The organism is Streptomyces sp. NBC_00259 (assembly GCF_036181745.1).
GTDB lineage: Bacteria > Actinomycetota > Actinomycetes > Streptomycetales > Streptomycetaceae > Streptomyces > Streptomyces pratisoli.
Map to the genome: position 1 here is coordinate 2796836 of NZ_CP108080.1, position 18093 is coordinate 2814928.

An 18093-nucleotide genomic window follows, 5' to 3' on the forward strand; every position below is an offset into this window, starting at 1 on the left:
CGGAGTGCGCTTGTGCCCTCCGCGCTCAGCCCTTCTCGCCCAGTGCCTCGCGCAGCCAGTCGAGCGACCCCTGGTTCAGAAGCTCCTCCGCCAGCCGCCGCCCCGTCTCCGTGACGATGCGACCCTTGCTGTTGTCGATCCAGCGCTGGGCGTTCTCGTACCCCTGCGCCTTGTACTCGATCCCCTGGAGCAGGCATTCCAGCTTGTCCGCGTCCCGGGCGCAGATCGCCTCCGGCGACTCCTTGGCCTCGTACTCCGCGACCAGCTCACGCACCGCCGCGGCCAGCACCTCCGGCATCCCCTCCGTCTGCTCCGCGGTCACGGCCTGCGGGTCGGCCTCGGTCGAGTACTTCTTCCCGAGGTAGTTCACGTCGCCGGTGCGCGTCTCCTGAGTGTCGTGCCACACCGCGAGGAAGGAGGATCGCGCCGGATCGGCGCCTTCCAGCTTGGCGATGATCGAAGCGATCAGCGCGGTGCGCCAGGCGTGCTCCGCAACGCTCTCCGGGTCACGCACACCGGCCATCCACCAGCCCGTGCGGCGGGCGTGCTTCAGCGTCCCGGCCTCGTACAGGAAGTGCGCCACCGCGGACAGGTCGTCAGCCACCGCTCGTCTCCTCTCACGCCTCGGAGAGGCGGATTGCGTACCGGATGCCCTCGAGTTCGCGACGCGCCCGCGCCGACAGCTCAGGGCCATCCAACATCACGGGGAGGCGGTCGCGCAGAGCCCTCCCCGTCCCGCCCTGGCGCAGGAGTGCCGGTCGTAAGGAGAGCAGGGCCCACAGGGTGTGGACGTTGAGGTCGAGGAATCCATGGTCCGGGGTGAGACCGCGGATCAGGTGGCGCATCAACTTGTCGCCGGGCCAGTGGCGGGGGTCCGCGGCCGCTATGAAATGGTCCGACAGCTCCGGGTGAGGAGCCTCACCGATCCAGTAGGCCCAGTAGTTGAGATTGGCTGCCTCCCCGGCGTCATCGCCATCCAGCGCGCTGTCGATGAAATGGGTCATGCGGTCCCGATCGCCCTGTCTCGCGGCGACGGCCGCGACTGAACGAGCGTTGAGCCACCCGGTCAACCAGTCGTCGGGGCGTTCGGTTCGCTGCTGGCGGGAAAGCCACTCGGCCGTGTCCGCCGCATCGTCATATCCGGCCAGGTAGAGGGCCTGGCGCCGCAGAAGAAACTGGTCGGCGCCGCGAGCCGTCTCGGCGGTGCGGCGCATGCGCGCGAAGAACCGCCGACGATCGGTGGCAGTGACCTCGGGGCCCTTGGGCACAGGTCCTCGCCGTGGGCGCGGGGGCACGGACAGGCTCCTCAGCGGTGTCGGTGCCACCCCGTTGAGTGGCCAGGCCAGCACTTCGACCAGGTCACGCTGCATCACCCAGGCGCCTAGCGGGTCCTGGGTGGCGGACCGGTCCTCGTCGAGTGCGCACGCCAGCAGCACGTCGGCCTCCATGGCCCTTTCGAGAGCCAGAACGAGGGCTGGTGCGGCACCGAGGTGCAGCAGGCGATGCCGGTGCACGAGCGTCTGCCCCACCGGGACGGCGGTGAGCGGCCGACGGCCGGTCTCCCATCCGGCGAGCGTGTCCGCGGCGACCCGCATGTGCTCGGCCAGCGTCTCCTGTGTGTGTCCGAGCTGTTCGCGGATGAGCCGGAACACGTACCCGGAGATGATCCCGCAGCGTCGGCGCTGAGGGCTTCCCTGACCACGAGTCAGGGTCGTTCGCAGTGTGCCGTCCATGGCGTTCCTCTTGGCCTGTGGATCCTGGCCGGTACCCGTACCCGCAGTCACTACTTCCGGACGGCGCGGCTTTCTACCGTCGTACCAGCGACGAAGGCAACTCAGCGTAGTAGAAGGAGTCCACTCCGTGAACGCACATGTGAAGAGACCGAGTTCCCCCGTCGGCGCCCTGCCTCCGATCGGGTCGCTCACGCAGCGACAACAGCGTGGCATGGACTGCGTGTTCTGCGGGGTCGTGCTCACCCCGGAAACGGCGGTCGATCTCGGATCGCGAAGGCTGCGCATCGCCGACTGGGTCACTTGCTGGTTTCCGCGGAGCTGCCGCAACTGCCCGAAGGAGAACGGGTCGTGATCTGTACACGGTGTCAGCAGACCATCGAGCCCGGGGAGCCCTATCGAGCCTACGACATCCACTCCGCCTCCGGTGCCGGCGGTGTCGTGCACCAGCACGTCGTCTGTCCCCCGCGGCCACCTGAATGAGACTCCCCGCCCGCCGAGGTACGGCGGACCGTACGGGCGGGGCATGTTGCACCACAGCCGCCGGACCACACACCGCACGACAACAGGAGGTCAGATCATGAGCGATGCCGGCAAGCACGGTGGGGAGCCCAGCGACAAGCCGTGGACGCCACCGCCGACTCCGCCGTCGCCCGACGGCAGCGGGCCCGGCAAGGTCGCGGAGGGCTGACACCGTGACCACCGCCCAACCGGGCGGGTACACCGCGCTCGTGCGGCAGTTGCACGAGCGCGGTCTGCTCGACCCCACATGGCGCGCGGTGTGGGAAGCCGTGCCCCGCGAGCGGTTCATCCCCGGGCGGGCGTGGCGGCAGGACGCCGACCGCTGCGTACCGCTCGTCTCGTACGCGGAGCGGATCGCCCTCATCCACAGCGACGAACCGGTCGTGATCCAGCTCGACGACGGCGTCGACGGCGGGCCCGGCGTCGCCACCTCGTCGAACTCGCAGCCGAGCATGGTCGCCCGCTCGCTCGGTCTGCTCCAGGTCGACGACGGAGCCCGGGTGCTGGAGATCGGCACCGCCTCGGGACACGTCGCCGCGCTGCTGTCCGAGCGGCTCGGCGCCGAGCGGGTGTTCAGCATCGAAGTCGATCCCGCGCTCGCCGCGCACGCCGGGACCGCGCTGGACGCCGCCGGCTACCGGCCGCACCTGCGCTGTGGCGACGGCGGGGCGGGGTGGCCCGAGGCGGCACCTTTCGACGGCGTCATCGCCACGTGCGCGCTGCGGCACGTTCCGCGTGCGTACGTCGACCAGGTCCGGCCCGGCGGAAGCATCGTCGCGCCGCTGGACCGCGAGTTCTGGAGCGGCGTCCTGGTCCAGCTCACGGTGCGCCGCGACGGCACCGCGTCCGGACGTTTCCACGGCGGCGCCTCGTACATGCCGATGCGGTCGCATCGGGCCGTCGCGGGCGCCCCGGTCGACAGCTCGACCGTCCGGGCCCGCAGGACCGACCTCGCGGGCTCCGCGATCCTCCGTCTCGGATTCGCCCTGTACGCGGGTACCCGGCTGCCCGGCGTCCGTCTGTGGCACGCCGACGGCCCGGCAGGTGTCCAGGTGTGGGCGCAGCACCCGGGCGGATCCGCGGCGACCGCCGTCGACGGTGACGTATGAGAGTACGGACCGCGCGCGTTGTGGGCCGAGATCGAGCGTACGCACGGCGAGTTCGTCGCCCTCGGCTCCCCGGACGCGGATCGGTTCGGGCTCACGGTGAGCGCCGAGGGAGAACACCTGTGGTGGCTGTGCGGCCCCGGCAACGTGATCGCGCCGATACGCGACGTGCAGGAATCGGCGTAGACGGCTCGGCCGGCTCCGGCCCCGATGACGGTTGGGGCGTCGCAGCCGCTCCTGGTCAGGACGAGTCGCGGACCACCAGCTCGGTCGGCAGCACGATCCTCGGGCGCTGCGGTCCGCTGCGGTCCGCGATCTCCTGAAGGAGGAGTCCGGCCATGGTGCGGCCCATGTCCTCGATCGGCTGGCGGACGCTGGTCAGCGCCGGGTCCATGTGGCGGGCCACGGCGGAGTCGTCGAAGCCGACCAGCGCGACGTCGTCGGGGATGCGGCGTCCCGACTCGCGCAGGACCTGGCGGGCGCCGGCCGCCATGACGTCGGAGGCGGCGAAGACCGCGTCGAGGGCGGGGCGGCGGTCCAGCAGGGCGCGCATGGCGCGGCGGCCGCCTTCCTCGGTGAAGTCGGCGGGGGCGATCAGTTGTTCGTCGGCGGCGACGCCTGCCGTGGCGAGGGCGTCCCGGTAGCCGTCGAGGCGGCACTGGGCGCCGTAGACGTCGAGGCGGCCGGTGATCGTGGCGATGGTGCGGCGGCCGCGGGACAGGAGGTGGGTGACGGCCGCGCGGGCGCCCTCGGTGTTGTCGGAGTCGACGGCGGCCAGGGGTTCGTCGGCCGAGCGGCGGCCGCTGATGACGGCCGGGATCGCGAGCTGTTCCAGCAGGTCGGGCAGCGGGTCGTCGGCGTGCACGGACACCAGCAGGACGCCGTCCACGCGTCCCGCGGCAAGGTACTCGGCGAGTCTGCGTCGTTTGCGGTCGGAGCCGGCGAAGGTCAGCAGCAGTTGCATGTCCGTGTCGGCGAGGGCCGCACCGACACCGCGCACGATGTCGGAGAAGTACGGTTCCGCGAAGAAGCGCGCCTCGGGTTCGGGGACGACGAGGGCGATGGCGTCGGTGCGGTTGGCGGCGAGCGCGCGGGCCGCGCGGTTGGGTACGTAGCCGAGTTCGGCGACGGCCGCCTCGACGGCGGCCCGGGTCTCGTCGCTGACCCTTGGCGAGCCGTTGATCACGCGGGAGACCGTGCCGCGGCCGACTCCGGCCCGCGCGGCGACCTCTTCGAGGGTCGGTCGGCCGCCGCTTCTGCCTCCGGTACGGGCGCGCACAGCGCCGGCCCGGACACCGGCATTCCGGCGATCCACCATGATCCGCCTCCCGTGCTCCCCTGGCCGAGAACATTACGCGTCGGGTGGGTTGACACCCCTTCGGGGAGCCGCGACCCTTCAACACATCACTCATGGGAGCGCTCCCACCGTACCTGACTCATACAGAACCCGCACGTTCCCCGCCCGAGCCGCAGCTTCAACCAACGGGCGCACCGTGACAGTTGGCCGGGGGGTCGGCACGTCAGGGCACTAGGAGGACGCAATGCGCAGGACCGTAATCCTGGCGGTCGTCGCGGCGCTCGGCGCCGGGCTGCTGGCCGGCTGTGCCGAGGACAGCGAGGAGCCCGGCGCAGGCTCCGCCGGCGGGGCCGGCGGCGCCAAGGGCAGAACCACGATCACGGTGGGGGTCTTCGGGGCCTTCGGTCTCAAGGAGGCCGGGCTCTACGACGAATACATGAAGCTCCACAAGAACATCGAGATCAAGCAGACCTCGATCGAACGCAACGAGAACTACTACCCGCAGCTGCTCACCCATCTGGGCAGTGGCAGCGGCCTCGCCGACATCCAGGCCGTCGAGGTCAACAACATCGCCGAGATCACCACCACCCAGGCGGACAAGCTCGTCGACCTGGGCAAGACCGAGGGCGTCAGCAAGGACAGCTTCCTGCCGTGGAAGTGGGCCCAGGCCACGAACAAGGACGGGAAGACGATCGGCCTCGGCACCGACATCGGCCCGCAGGGCATCTGCTACCGCAAGGACCTCTTCGCCAAGGCGGGGCTGCCCACCGATCGTGAGGCCGTCGGCAAGCTGTGGGCCGGCGACTGGAACAAGTACCTCGCGGCGGGCAAGCAGTACAAGGCGAAGGCGCCCAAGGGCACGACCTTCGTGGACTCCGCGTCCGGAGTGATGGCGGCGATCACCGGCAGCAGCGCCAAGCGGTTCTACGACGAGAGCGGCGAGGTCGTCTACAAGACGAACCCGGCCGTGAAGGACGCCTTCGACACCGCCGCGGCCTTCGCGACCGAGGGCCTGAGCGGCAAGCTCCAGCAGTTCACGCCCGCCTGGGACCAGGGTTACGCCAACGGCACCTTCGCCACGGTCTCCTGCCCGGCCTGGATGCTCGGCTACATCCAGGACAAGGCGGGACCGGCGGGCAAGGACAAGTGGGACGTCGCCCCGGCGCCGAAGCCCAGCAACTGGGGCGGCTCGTTCCTGATCGTCCCCGAGGCGGGCAAGAACAAGACCGAGGCGGCGAAGCTCGCGGCCTGGCTGACCGCGCCCGAGCAGCAGGCGAAGCTCTTCGAGAAGCGCGGCAGCTTCCCGAGCGCCCAGGCCGCCTACTCGCTGCCCGCCGTGTCCGGCGCCAAGCACGAGTACTTCGGCAACGCCCCGATCGGGCAGATCTTCTCCCAGGCCGCCGAGGGCATCCCGGTGCTGATCGTCGGTCCGAAGGACCTGGTCATCGCCCAGAACCTGGCGGACGTCGGCATGCTCCAGGTCGGCCAGAAGGGCAAGTCCCCCCAGGAAGGCTGGGACGCCGCCGTGAAGGCCATCGACAACGCGCTGGACCAGTGACGGGGCCGGTGACCCGTCAGGTGACCGGCATGGCGAGTGACATCCCTGCCGCCGCGCCCTCCCAGGGGGAGGAGGGCGCGGCCCCGGCGCAGCCGTCCCCGACGGTCGACACCGCCGCGGCCGAACGGCGCCGGGCGCGCCGCAGCCGCTGGTACCGGCGGGACGTGCGGTGGAGCCCGTACGCCTTCGTCGCGCCGTTCTTCGTGTTCTTCGCGGCCTTCGGGCTCTTCCCGCTCCTCTATACCGGCTGGGCCTCGCTGCACCGGGTGGAACTGACCGCGCCGACGGACATGGAGTGGGTGGGGCTGCGCAACTTCTCCCGGCTGCTGGAGGACGAGTTCTTCTGGAACGCGCTGAAGAACACCTTCACCATCGGGGTCATCTCGACGGTGCCCCAGCTGCTGATCGCCCTGGGCATCGCCCATCTGCTCAACTACCGGCTGCGCACCTCGATGTTCTTCCGGGTCGCGGCGCTCACTCCGTACGCCACGTCCGTGGCCGCGGCGACGCTCGTCTTCGTGCTGCTCTTCGGGCGCGACTACGGAATGATCAACTGGGCGCTGGGGCTGGCCGGGATCGACCCCGTCGACTGGCAGAACGGCGAGTGGACCTCCCAGATCGCGGTCTCGACGATCGTCATCTGGCGCTGGACCGGCTACAACGCGCTGATCTATCTGGCGGCGATGCAGGCCATCCCGAACGATCTGTACGAGTCGGCGGCGCTCGACGGGGCCTCCCGGTGGCAGCAGTTCGTGCATGTGACCGTTCCGTCGCTGCGCCCGACGATCCTCTTCACCTGTGTGGTGTCGACGATCGGCGCGACGCAGCTGTTCGGCGAGCCGCTGCTGTTCAACGGCGGCGCGGGAGCGACGGGCGGCGCCGACCACCAGTTCCAGACGCTCGGACTCTATCTGTACGAGCAGGGCTGGGTGAACCTCCATCTCGGCCGGGCCTCGGCGATCGCCTGGACCATGTTCCTGATCCTGCTGGTGATCGGCGCCGTGAACTGGCTGCTCGTCCGCCGGCTCCGCAAGAGCGCGTAGGGGGCTGAAGTGCTGACGACCACCACCGACCCCACGGCCACCGCCAGGCCGACGACGACCGCCAAGCCGGCGCGGGTCCGAGCCGGAAGGCAACTGCACGGCGGGCGGATCACCCATGCGGTGCTGATCGTGTTCACCGTGGGCTCGCTCTTCCCGTTGGTGTGGACGGCGATCGCGGCGTCCCGCAACAACACCCGGCTCGCACAGACTCCCCCGCCGTTCTGGTTCGGCGGCAATCTCTTCAAGAACCTCGAAATCGCCTGGACCGACGCCAACATGGGGACGGCGTTGCTCAACACCACCGTCGTGGCGGGCACGGTGGCGGCGGGCACGGTCGTCTTCTCGACGCTCGCGGGATTCGCCTTCGCCAAACTCCGCTTCCGGTTCAAGAACCTCCTCATGGTGCTCGTGATCGGCACGATGATGGTGCCGCCGCAGCTCAGCGTCGTGCCGCTGTACATGCTCATCGCCGAACTGTCGTGGACCGACCAGCTGCAGTCCGTCATCCTTCCGATGCTCGTCAGCGCCTTCGGCGTGTTCTTCATGCGGCAGTACCTCAGCGAGGCACTGCCGACGGAGCTGATCGAGGCGGCCCGGGTGGACGGGGCGAGCAGCTGGCGCGTGGTGTGGCATGTCGTCTTCCCGGCCGCGCGGCCGGCGATGGCGGTCCTCGGCATGCTGACGTTCGTGATGGCCTGGAACGACTTCTTCTGGCCGATCATCGCGCTCACGCAGAACGGCAGCCCGACCGTGCAGGTGGCGCTGACCGGGCTCGGCCGCGGTTTCATCCCCGACCAGTCGGTGATCATGGCCGGTGCGCTGCTGGGCACGCTGCCGCTGCTGCTCGCCTTCGTGATCTTCGGCAAGCAGATCGTGGGCGGCATCATGCAGGGCGCCGTCAAGGGCTGACCTCACTGCTGACATCACGGCACCGCTGACATCACAGCCGGCATCGCCCCGTCCTCCCTTGTCCTCCCCTTCCTTCCGTACACGTTGGGAGCTCCTCCATGTCTGTCAGCTTTCCGCCCGGATTCCTGTGGGGCACCGCCACCGCCGCGTACCAGATCGAGGGCGCCGTACGGGAGGACGGCCGTACGCCGTCGATCTGGGACACCTTCAGTCACACCCCGGGCAAGGTGGAGAACGGGGACACCGGTGACGTCGCCGTCGACCACTTCCACCGCCGCACGCAGGACGTGCGGCTCATGGCGGAGCTGGGCGTCAACGCGTACCGCTTCTCGGTCTCCTGGCCGCGGGTCCAGCCCACCGGCCGGGGCCCGGCCGTCCAGCGCGGCCTCGACTTCTACCGTGGCCTCGTCGACGACCTGCTGGAACACGGCATCACGCCCCTGCTCACGCTCTACCACTGGGATCTGCCGCAGGAGCTGGAGACCGCGGGCGGCTGGCCGGAGCGGGACACGGCGCACCGCTTCGCCGACTACGCCCGTATCGTCGCCGAGGCGCTGGGCGACCGGGTAGTGCGGTGGACCACCCTCAACGAGCCCTGGTGCAGCGCCTTTCTCGGATACGGATCGGGCGTGCACGCGCCGGGCCGCACCGACCCGGTCGCCGCGCTGCGCGCCGCCCACCATCTCAATCTGGGCCACGGTCTGGCCGCACAGGCGCTGCGCACCCAGCTGCCGGCCCGCGCCCAGGTGTCGGTGAGCATCAATCCCAGTGCCGTCAGGGCCCGGACGCAGTCACCGGCCGATCTGGACGCCCGGCGCAGGATCGACGCGCTGGCCAACCGCGTCTTCACCGACCCGATGCTCCACGGCTCGTACCCCGCGGATCTCCTCACCGACACGGAACGCCTCACGGACTGGTCCTTCGTCCACGGCGACGACCTGGCCGTCATCCGGCACCCCCTCGACTCGCTCGGCATCAACTACTACTCACCGTCAGTTGTATCCTCCGCCACTGACAGTGATGCCCCGGCGTCCGAGCGGAACGACGGTCACGGCGCGAGCGAGCACTCGCCGTGGCCGGGCGCCGACTCCGTCGCGTTCCACCAGCCGCCAGGCGACGTCACGGAGATGGGCTGGACGATCGACCCGACCGGGCTCTACGACCTGCTGATGCGCTACAGCCGCGAGGCCCCGCGCCTGCCGCTCGTGATCACCGAGAACGGCGCCGCCTATCCGGACAAGCCGGCCGCGGACGGCAGCGTCCACGACCCGGAGCGGATCCGCTATCTGCACGGCCATCTGTCCGCGGTGCACCGCGCGATGGCCGACGGGGCGGACGTCCGTGGCTACTTCCTGTGGTCCCTGATGGACAACTTCGAGTGGGCCTACGGCTACGGCAAGCGCTTCGGCGCGGTGTACGTCGACTACGACACCCAGGCCCGCACCCCGAAGTCCAGCGCGCGCTGGTACGGGGAGCTGGCGAGGACAGGGGTGCTGCCCGACTGCTGACGACCGACGACCGACGACCGGGGGTCCGGCTGTGTGGTCCGAGCACACCAGGACGGACGAACCCGTCGTCGGCAGACGCACGCCCCGGCCGGGTGGAGGGAGCCCGGCCGGGGCGCGCTGTGGGGGGATGGAGAGGGCTGTGTGCGGGCGCGGCTACTTGTAGGCCGCGAACGCCTTGGTGAAGGCCAGCGGTTCCTGGAGGATCGAGCTGCAGGTCGCGTCGGCCGAGTTCTGCGCGCCGCCCGGGCACTGCTTGTCGCGGGTCGAGGACCACATCGCCAGCCAGCCGATGCCCTTCGACCTGGCGAAGTCGACCAGTTGGGTCGCGTCGTCGACCTTGAAGATCTCCGTCGTGACGTCGTTGACGCCGATCATCGGGGTGACGGCGACGGTCTGCCAGGCGGCGGCGTCCGAGAGCCCGAGCACGCCCTTGATCTGTGCCTGGGTCGCGGTGGCCGCCTGGACCGCGTACGTACCCATGTCGCCGCTGTAGGCCGGCCCATAGTCCATGGCCATGATGTTGACGGCGTCGATCGTGACGCCGTTCTTCTTCGCGTCGGCGAGCAGGTCGACGCCGGGCTGGGTCAGGCCCTCCGGCATGACGGGCAGCGTGAACGAGACGTCCAGGCCGGGGTGTTCCTTCTGGAGCCGGGCGATCGCCTGCGAGCGGCGGGTGTTGGCGGCGGTGTCCGGCAGGGCCGCACCCTCGATGTCGAAGTCGACCTTGGTGAGTTCGTACTGGTCGATGACCTTGCCGTACGCCGCGGCGAGGTCGCCGGACGAGGAGCAGTTGAGGGCCAGCTCATGGCCGGCCGCGCCGCCGAACGAGACCCTCACGTCACCGCCCTTGGCGCGCAGCGCGGTTGTCTGGGCCGCGACCTTGTCGTCGGCGAGGCCCGTGACACCGCCCCACAGGGGTGCGCAGCCGCCGCCGGAGGTGATGAAGGCGAGCGTGAAGTCCTTCACGCCGGTCTTGGCGGCGGTGTCGAGCATGTCGTACGCCGGGTAGAGGGAGGTGTCGATGTACGGCGCGAACTTCCCGCCGCCGGCGGCCGGGGGCGTGGCGGTCGCCGTGGCCGAAGGCGTGGCCGTGGCCGTGGCCGTCTGCGTCGGCGTTCCGGTGGGGCTCGGGGGCTTCGTCGGCGTCGGGCCGGGCTGCTCGGTCGGCCGGCCGCTCGGCCGGGGCGTCGCGCCCGTGTCGACCGAGCAGGTGGCGTTGTTGATGAGGCAGCCGGACGGGTCGCCGGCCGTGCCGCTCGCGGAGGTCACGAAGCCGACGGTGACGGAGGCGCCGGGCGCCAGCTCCTTGTTCCAGCTCGTGGGCTTGACGGTGATGTGCCGCCCGTCGGCGGCGTGGTCGCCGTTCCACAGGGAACCGATGCTCGTGCCCGCCGGCAGATCGAATTCGAGGGTCCAGCCCGACTGCGCCTTGCCGGTGTCGTTGGTGATGACGTACTGCCCGGTGTAGCCGCCGTCCCACGAACTGGTCCTGGTGTAGGCGGCGCCGACGGCGGCCGCCTGCGCCGTCCCGGTGAAGGCGAACGCCGCGCCGCCGATGACCGCGGCGGCCACGACCGCGCCGATCGTCTTCGTCCTGCCGCCCGCCCTGCGCCGGTGCGTGCTGGTGCCCATCGCGTGCCTGCCTCTGCGTTACGGAAGTGGGGTGCGGCAGCACGCTAGCGACACGAGAACGGACAAACGGCAGTTTACGGGCGGCGGTTGATGTTCTTAGGGCGCGCTTAAGGGCGGCATCGGAGGCGGTTAATGGTTAAGCCCGCCGGGCCCCTGCGGCTGCCGGAGCCGCTCTTCCCCCGCCGCTTCATGCGGTGCCCGAGCTGCCCCTGCCGGCCGCGCGCGCCGCCGAGCCCGATCCAGATCCGGACCTCCGTACCGCCGAGTACCGAGTGCCCGATGCGTACGTCGCCGCCGGTCGACTCGGCGACCCGGCGCACGATGTCGAGGCCGAGCCCCGTCGAGCCGTCCCTGTCGCCGCTGTTGCCGCGGGTCAGCGCCGCCTCGGGGTCGGAGATCCCGGGGCCGGCGTCCGAGACGAGCACGATCACGGCGTCCTCGCCGTTGTGCACGTCCACCGAGAAGGCCGTGCCCTCCGGGGTGTGCCGGAAGACGTTGCCGAGCAGCGCGTCCAGGGCCGCGGCGAGTTCGGGCCTGGCCACCGGTATCGGCACGGGGCGTTCCACGCCCGCGAGCCGGACCTCGCGCCCCTCGTCCTCCGCGAGCGCCGACCAGAACTCCATGCGCTGCCTGACGACTTCCGAGACGTCGCAGCCCGCGCCGGGGGCCGTCGCCTGGGTCTGGGGCTTCGCCTCGCGCGCCGTACGGATGATGGTGTCGACCTCGCGTTCCAGCTGCTCCACGGCGGACCTGGTCTGGTCCGCGGCCGGGCCCGTGCCCAGCGAGGCGGCGTTGAGCCTGAGCACCGTGAGGGGCGTACGCAGCCGGTGCGAGAGATCCGCGGCCAGCTCCCGTTCGTTGGCGAGCAGCTGGACCACCTGGTCCGCCATGGAGTTGAAGGCGACGGCGGCCGACCGCAGCTCGGTCGGTCCCTCCTCCTTGACCCGCGCCCCGAGCTTGCCCTCCCCGAGGTCGTGCGCGGCGCCCGCGAGCCGCTGGGCGGGCCGCACCATCCGTATGCCGAGCCGGTCGGCGATCACGATCGAGCCGAGGATCAGCGCCACGCCGACCCCCGCGAGCACCAGCCAGGCGGTGGTCACACCGTTGCTGACCTCGCCCTCCGGGACGAACACCTCGACGATCGCGATCTTTCCGGAGCTGAGCGCGGTGGGCTGGAGCCACGCGGAGCCGTCGGTGACCTCGGTGGTGGACGCGCGGCCCAAGCGCTGCGTGATGGCGAGGTCCTTCACCCCGGCCCGCCGGGTGCCGATCTCCAGATCCTGGCCGCCGGTCTCGTCGGACGCGGGGACGTGCACCGCCATCCGGCCCGCCGCGCCGGCCTGGGTGGAGGCGACGGCTCGCTCCAGCTGACCGCGGTCGGTGGTGATGGAGAGCGTGGGGCCGATGGCGGCGGCCTGTCGCTCGGCGTTGGAGAACGCCCGGTCCCTGGCCATCTCCTGGATGACGATCCCGAGCGGGACGGCGAAGGCGACCACGACCATCGTCGTGACCGCCAGGCAGACTCTGACCAGCGCCCATCTCATCTCGGCGGCTCCAGCTTCACTCCGACACCCCGAAGGGTGTGCAGGTACCGGGGACGGGCGGCGGTCTCTCCCAGTTTCCGTCGCAACCAGGACAGATGGACATCGATGGTCTGGTCGTCGCCGTAGGACTGCTGCCACACCTCCGCGAGCAGTTCCTTGCGGGGTACGACGACTCCCGGCCGGCCGGCGAGGAAGGCGAGCAGGTCGAACTCGCGCCGGGTCAGATCGAGTCGGCTGCCGTCCAGTTCGGCCTGCCGGCGGAGCGGGTCGATCGAGAGCCCGCCCACCTGGATGACCCTGCTGGGCGGGGCCTCGCCCACGGCGGCCCGGGAGCGGCGCAGCACGGCCGACATCCGCGCCGAGAGGTGTTCCACGGAGAACGGCTTGATGAGGTAGTCGTCGGCGCCGTCGTTGAGGAGCCGGACGATCTCCGTCTCGTCGTCCCGCGCCGTCGCGATGATCACCGGTACGTCGGTGATGCCGCGCAACATCTTCAGCGCCTCGGACCCGTCGAGATCCGGCAGACCGAGGTCCAGAATGACCACGTCGAACCGGAGATGGGCCACCTCGCGCAGCGCCTCCAAGGCCGTCCCGACGCTCCGTACGGTGTGGGAGGCCTCGGTCAAGTGCCGGATGAGGGCGGAGCGCACGAACTGGTCGTCCTCGACCACGAGCACACTTGCCATGGGCGGCACCGTACGCCATGCGGTCGACCCCGGTCCCCCCTTGGACGGCGTCGGCAGGCGTGGTGCAGTATGGCCCGGATGCAGAGAGGACTCGTACACGCTTTCGCGTGGTCGCTCGCCACGGGCGCGGCGGTCACGCTGTCGTGGTGGGGCGTACACACGGTCATGGAGGGCACGGTGTACGACCGGCCGCGCGCCCTGCCGATCACGACCGACGCCCGCAACACCCAGGGTTCCACGCCGCAGTCGTCCTCGACGCGCTTCCCCGGGAGCACGTCGGCGTCGCCGGCGTCGCCCGAGGACACACCGGACGGCAGCAGCCAGAAGTCGTCGGCGCCGCCTCCGTCCGAGCCGCCGAGCGGCGGCCCGAGCAAGAGCAAGCGCCCATCGACGCCGTCGGCTTCGGGGAACGTGAAGAGCTACTCGGTCGAGGGCGGCCGGGTCGCCTACGACATCGGGCCCAGCTCGGCGGAGCTGGTCTCGGCGACTCCGGCCGGCGGCTGGACGATGCAGATCTGGAAGCAACCCACGTACATCCGGGTCACGTTCTCGCAGAACGGCAGGGAGATCGACGTCTTCTGCACCTGGCACGACACGGCGCCGCGCGTCGAGATCGAGGAGCGGTGAGCGCCGGCCGCACGCGCTGACCACCTGCCGCGCCGCGGCGGACGCCGGGCGTCAGCGGAAGACCGACGGCGGCGGTACGGGAGAGGGTTTGGCGGCGGCGTCGGTCACGGCGGCGGCACCACCGGTGAAGTCGGCCAGGGCCTTGCCGTGTTCGACCCGTCCTGCGTGCGGGTCGCTCGCGACCCGGCGGGTCAGTTCGGCGACGGGCAGCGGCCGGTCGGAGGCGAGCAGGACGGCGTTGCCGAAGCGGCGGCCGCGCAGCACGGTCGGGTCGGCGGCGAGGGCGAGTTCGGGGAAAACGGTGGCCGCGGTGGCGATCTGGCCGCGCAGATGGGAGAGCGGCGGACCGTCCGCGAGATTGGCGGCGTAGTGCCCGCCGGGTCTCAGCACCCGGCGCACCTCCGCGAGGAACTCCGTACTGGTGAGGTGCGCGGGAGTGCGCGCCCCGCTGAAGACGTCCGCGATGACGAGGTCCGCCCAGCCGTCCGGGACCTTGCCGAGCCCGGCACGGGCGTCGGTGGAACGGACCCGTATCCGGGCGCCCGGGTCGAGCGGGAGCCTGGCACGGACGAGCTCGACGAGCGGTCCGTCCACCTCGACGATCTGCTGGGTGGAGCGCGGACGGGTCGCCGCGAGGTAACGCGCGAGAGTGAAAGCACCACCGCCGAGGTGGACGGCGTTCAGGGGCCGCCCGGCGGGGGCGGCGAGGTCGATGACATGGCCGAGGCGGCGCTGGTACTCGAAGGTGAGCAGGGCCGGATCGTCGAGGTCCACATGGGACTGCGGTGCGCCGTCGATCAGCAGCGTCCAGCCACGCGGCCGGTCGCGATCGGGTATCAGCTCGGCGAGCCCGCCGTCCACGGCCTCGACGACCACCTCGGCCGCCGCCGGCCGTCCACGCTGCTTGTTCCTCGCCACACGGCCATTATCCGGCGCCGGGCGACGTCACGGTCACCGGGCGGCTCCGCACGTACCGGGCGGCGCCACAGGTACGGGGCCGGCCCCGCGCACCCGGCGGTTCCGGGCCGCCGGACACTGCCCCCGACGCTGCCCCTGGTGGCCGTCCGCGGCTAGATGCTGTCCGCGGCCTCGATCATGCGGGCCGCCTGACCGAGGGCCTCGCGGAGGACGACCGGGTCGGTGACCGGGCCGGTGTCGCCGGGCGGCAGCAGCCAGCCCGAGCCGTTGACCGGAGGTTCCGCGGGACCTGCCGCGGCGCCCGGCTCGGCGGGGATGCGCAGTCCGCGGCCCGAGGTCTGCGTACACGCGCTGCCGGGCATGTCCCAGCCCGCCGCGGTGCCGGGCGGCACCAGGAAGCCGAGGGTCTCGCAGCTGCGGTCGTGGAGGACGGGCCCGACGGCCGGGGCACAGCCGCGGCGCAGGATGTCCACCGCCTCCAGCCCCTGCCTGGTCGGCACGGTGACCAGGTCACACGGCTCCTCGGGGACCGTGACGGCCGACCCCGGTGCCGCGCTGTACTCCTCGGTGGGCAGGTGCTGAGCGCTCGTCCGCGAGCCGCTGCCTGTCTCCATGCCAGCCTCCAACAAGGGAACCCCTCCTCGCCGAGTAGGGACGGGTACTTCGTCCCCGCATGGTTCAACGCCCGTCGGCGTCAAGGGCTACGGCGGCACGCCGCCGCAAAGGGTGGCAGTTCATGGCAGATCGTGGGTGAGATATCCCGTTTGTAGCCAAACACTGCGTACTCGGTCCGTCACAGCAGGTACGTTCTTGCCCCGCCGGAGCAAGGAATCTGGAACAGGAATCTCGCGTCCGCAGGAAAGCCCGCGTCCGAAGGATCCGAAGGAAACCGAGAAGGCTCCGGCAGTACCAGCAGGAGAGGGCTCGGCCATGGCGTCGTCACGGGCAGTTCCCAACCTCATGTTCCGGCGGCTGCGCGGACAGCGGTCACCCGGTGAGTTCGCCGCGCTCGTCCGCCGTGCGGCACGGGAGATCGGCGAACAGGTCGCCTGCGACGCCCGCTACATCGGACGGGTGGAGGCGGGTGAGATCCGCTGCCCCAACTACGCCTACGAGCGTGTGTTCCTGCACATGTTCCCGGGTTTGGCCCTGGCGGATCTGGGGTTCTCGGCCCGGGAGACGGTACGGGGCCGTGCATCCCGCGGCCGAACACCACAGGCCTCCGATACGTACAACAGCAACAACGGCACCAACAGCACCTACAGCAACGAGGAGAGCGACGTGCTGCGTCGCGCGTTCATGACCAGCGGCACCGTCACCGTGGCGGCCGCATCCCTGGGCCTCGGCTCACTGCCCGGCACCGAGGCACTCCGTTCCGAGCTGCCCAGACAGCGGGTCGGCGCGTCCGAGGTCGGCGCCGTCGAGGAGGCGGTACGGCAGATCCGGCTGCTCGACGACCGGCACGGCGCGGACGGGCTCTACAAGCGGGCCGCCCAGCCGCTGCGCGCCGCGTACGCGCTGCTCGACGCCGGTGCCACCACCCGGAGTTCGACCGCCGGACGGCTCGCGACGGGCGCGGGTGAACTGGCCATCTCGGTCGGCTGGCTGGCCCATGACTCCGGCCGGCTGGACGACGCGCGCTCGCACTACGCGGAAGCGCTGGCGACGGCGCGGGTCGCCGCGGACCCGGCGCTGGAGGCCCACGCCTTCTGCAACACGTCCTTCCTCGCCCGGGACGCCGGCCGGCACCGTGAGGCGGTGCGCGCCGCGCAGGCGGGACAGCGCGCGGCCGGACAGCTCGGCTCCGACCGGCTGATGGCCCTGCTCACCCTGCGCGAGGCGGGCGGCTGGGCCGGGCTCGGCGACCGCGGCGGCTGCGAGCGGGCACTGTCCCGCGCCCACACGCTCTTCGGCCGCGGCCCCTCGGACAAGGACCCGGAGTGGATGTCCTTCTTCGGTGAGCCGGAGCTCCAGACCCTGGAGGCACAGTGCTGGTCGGCCCTCGGCGACTGGTCGCGGGCGGCACGCCACGCACATCGTGCGACGGCCCTCCAGAACCCGCACTTCGCCCGCAACCTCGCCCTCTACCGGGCGCAGCTGGCCTCGGACCTGGCCCGTGCCGGTGCGCCCGCCGAGGCCGCGTCGGTCGGTGAGCAGGTCCTCGACGTCCTCGACGCCGACGTCCAGTCGTCCCGTATCCGTGTGATGCTCGCCGACACCGCGGCCGTGCTGAGACCGCTGCGGCGGGCGGCGGGGGTGGCGCCCTTCCTGGACCGCTACGCGATGACGGCGGCCACCGCCGGAGCCTGAGGCACGCTCAGGTGCCCAGGTGGCCCGTGTCGTTCCAGCGCTCGATCGCCGGGGCGCCGTAGGCCCAGCCGAGCGCCGACAGGCTCGTCGGGTCGAGCTTGATCCGGGCGGCGAAGGAGATGTCCTCGCCGAGCCAACGGGCGCACAGGACGCGCAGGATGTGGCCGTGCGCGAAGGCCAGGACGTCGCGGTCGGCCGAGCGTACGTACTCGACGATCCCGTCCGCACGGGCCGAGAGTTCCGCCATGGTCTCGCCCCGCGACTGCGCCCCGGGGGAACCCACGGGCACGCCGTCGCGCCAGATGAACCAGTCGGGGTCGATCGCGTGGATCTGGGCCTGCGTCATGCCCTCGTACGCCCCGTAGTCCCACTCCATCAAGGCGTCCCAGTCCTGCGCGCGGTCGGCGAATCCGGCGAGTTCGCAGGTCTCGCGGGCACGGGAGAGAGGGCTGGTGCGGATCTCGGCGTCCGGGAGACCGTCCCAGGGGGTCCTGTGCAGCCGCTCGCCCAGCAGTTTCGCTCCGCGGCGGCCCTCGTCGAGGAGGGGGATGTCCGTCCGGCCGGTGTGCCTGCCGAGCATGGACCATTCGGTCTGGCCGTGCCGGGCGAGAAATATTCGCGCTGCCATATGTCCATCATCGCCCAGATGGACGACGGGTGACGCGGCGTGGCCCGACGGTGCGGGCCCGCGCCGGGCCGCGGG

17 protein-coding genes are annotated in these 18093 nt (G+C 71.2%); 8 read left to right on the top strand and 9 right to left on the bottom strand.

Going from position 1 to position 18093, the window contains the following annotated elements:
- Positions 1 to 25 precede the first annotated feature (25 nt).
- Together OG766_RS12475 and OG766_RS12480 are read right to left on the bottom strand one after the other, a co-directional pair.
- Positions 26 to 604 carry an HD domain-containing protein gene (locus OG766_RS12475; RefSeq protein WP_328725327.1) on the bottom strand — a complete coding sequence of 193 codons (579 nt, stop codon included), beginning with the start codon at positions 602 to 604 and terminating at the stop codon, positions 26 to 28.
- 13 nt (positions 605 to 617) lie between these two features.
- Complete coding sequence (locus OG766_RS12480; RefSeq protein ID WP_266373973.1) at positions 618 to 1733, bottom strand: helix-turn-helix domain-containing protein; 1116 nt, start codon at positions 1731 to 1733, stop codon at positions 618 to 620.
- Between the two features lie 692 nt (positions 1734 to 2425).
- On the opposite strand from OG766_RS12480, the gene OG766_RS12485 reads away from it, so the two are divergent.
- Together OG766_RS12485 and OG766_RS12490 are read left to right on the top strand one after the other, a co-directional pair.
- Positions 2426 to 3361, top strand: a complete 936-nt coding sequence (locus tag OG766_RS12485; RefSeq protein WP_328725328.1) for a methyltransferase domain-containing protein — start codon at positions 2426 to 2428, stop codon at positions 3359 to 3361.
- An 18-nt stretch (positions 3362 to 3379) separates the two neighbouring features.
- Complete coding sequence (locus tag OG766_RS12490; protein WP_328725329.1) at positions 3380 to 3544, top strand: hypothetical protein; 165 nt, start codon at positions 3380 to 3382, stop codon at positions 3542 to 3544.
- 55 nt (positions 3545 to 3599) lie between these two features.
- Here OG766_RS12490 and OG766_RS12495 read toward each other — a convergent pair whose 3' ends face one another.
- The gene (locus OG766_RS12495; RefSeq protein ID WP_328725330.1) at positions 3600 to 4676 is read right to left on the bottom strand and encodes a LacI family DNA-binding transcriptional regulator; all 1077 of its coding nucleotides are present in this window, start codon (positions 4674 to 4676) and stop codon (positions 3600 to 3602) included.
- Between the two features lie 223 nt (positions 4677 to 4899).
- Here OG766_RS12495 and OG766_RS12500 point away from each other — a divergent pair, with 223 nt between their 5' ends.
- The 4 genes from OG766_RS12500 (at position 4900) to OG766_RS12515 (ending at position 9673) form a co-directional block, all read left to right on the top strand.
- Complete coding sequence (locus tag OG766_RS12500; protein WP_328725331.1) at positions 4900 to 6213, top strand: ABC transporter substrate-binding protein; 1314 nt, start codon at positions 4900 to 4902, stop codon at positions 6211 to 6213.
- A 29-nt stretch (positions 6214 to 6242) separates the two neighbouring features.
- The gene (locus OG766_RS12505) at positions 6243 to 7256 is read left to right on the top strand and encodes a carbohydrate ABC transporter permease (protein ID WP_266373966.1); all 1014 of its coding nucleotides are present in this window, start codon (positions 6243 to 6245) and stop codon (positions 7254 to 7256) included.
- A 9-nt stretch (positions 7257 to 7265) separates the two neighbouring features.
- Positions 7266 to 8165 carry a carbohydrate ABC transporter permease gene (locus tag OG766_RS12510; RefSeq protein ID WP_443045481.1) on the top strand — a complete coding sequence of 300 codons (900 nt, stop codon included), beginning with the start codon at positions 7266 to 7268 and terminating at the stop codon, positions 8163 to 8165.
- A 98-nt stretch (positions 8166 to 8263) separates the two neighbouring features.
- A complete protein-coding gene (locus tag OG766_RS12515) occupies positions 8264 to 9673 on the top strand; it encodes a GH1 family beta-glucosidase (RefSeq protein WP_266373965.1) in 1410 nt (469 codons plus the stop codon).
- A 153-nt stretch (positions 9674 to 9826) separates the two neighbouring features.
- Here OG766_RS12515 and OG766_RS12520 read toward each other — a convergent pair whose 3' ends face one another.
- From OG766_RS12520 to OG766_RS12530, 3 genes are all read right to left on the bottom strand, one after another.
- Entirely contained in the window at positions 9827 to 11305 is a 1479-nt protein-coding gene (locus OG766_RS12520; protein ID WP_266373964.1) for a glycoside hydrolase family 18 protein, read from the bottom strand.
- Positions 11306 to 11412: 107 nt separating this feature from the next.
- On the bottom strand, positions 11413 to 12849 hold the full coding sequence (locus OG766_RS12525; RefSeq protein ID WP_266373961.1) for a sensor histidine kinase: 1437 nt from the start codon (positions 12847 to 12849) through the stop codon (positions 11413 to 11415).
- Complete coding sequence (locus tag OG766_RS12530; RefSeq protein ID WP_266373958.1) at positions 12846 to 13535, bottom strand: response regulator transcription factor; 690 nt, start codon at positions 13533 to 13535, stop codon at positions 12846 to 12848. The genes OG766_RS12525 and OG766_RS12530 overlap by 4 nt, the downstream gene beginning before the upstream one ends.
- Positions 13536 to 13604: 69 nt before the next feature.
- Here OG766_RS12530 and OG766_RS12535 point away from each other — a divergent pair, with 69 nt between their 5' ends.
- Positions 13605 to 14162: a hypothetical protein gene (locus OG766_RS12535; RefSeq protein ID WP_266373955.1), complete on the top strand. Its 558-nt coding sequence runs from the start codon at positions 13605 to 13607 to the stop codon at positions 14160 to 14162.
- A gap of 51 nt (positions 14163 to 14213) precedes the next feature.
- Here OG766_RS12535 and OG766_RS12540 read toward each other — a convergent pair whose 3' ends face one another.
- Positions 14214 to 15080: a spermidine synthase gene (locus tag OG766_RS12540; protein WP_328725332.1), complete on the bottom strand. Its 867-nt coding sequence runs from the start codon at positions 15078 to 15080 to the stop codon at positions 14214 to 14216.
- A 152-nt stretch (positions 15081 to 15232) separates the two neighbouring features.
- The gene (locus OG766_RS12545; protein WP_266373952.1) at positions 15233 to 15694 is read right to left on the bottom strand and encodes a hypothetical protein; all 462 of its coding nucleotides are present in this window, start codon (positions 15692 to 15694) and stop codon (positions 15233 to 15235) included.
- Positions 15695 to 16010: 316 nt separating this feature from the next.
- Here OG766_RS12545 and OG766_RS12550 point away from each other — a divergent pair, with 316 nt between their 5' ends.
- Positions 16011 to 17390 carry a tetratricopeptide repeat protein gene (locus OG766_RS12550; protein WP_328725333.1) on the top strand — a complete coding sequence of 460 codons (1380 nt, stop codon included), beginning with the start codon at positions 16011 to 16013 and terminating at the stop codon, positions 17388 to 17390.
- Between the two features lie 7 nt (positions 17391 to 17397).
- Here OG766_RS12550 and OG766_RS12555 read toward each other — a convergent pair whose 3' ends face one another.
- Positions 17398 to 18018 (bottom strand): histidine phosphatase family protein, encoded by a 621-nt coding sequence (locus tag OG766_RS12555; RefSeq protein WP_266373948.1) that lies wholly within the window; start codon positions 18016 to 18018, stop codon positions 17398 to 17400.
- Positions 18019 to 18093 lie beyond the last annotated feature (75 nt).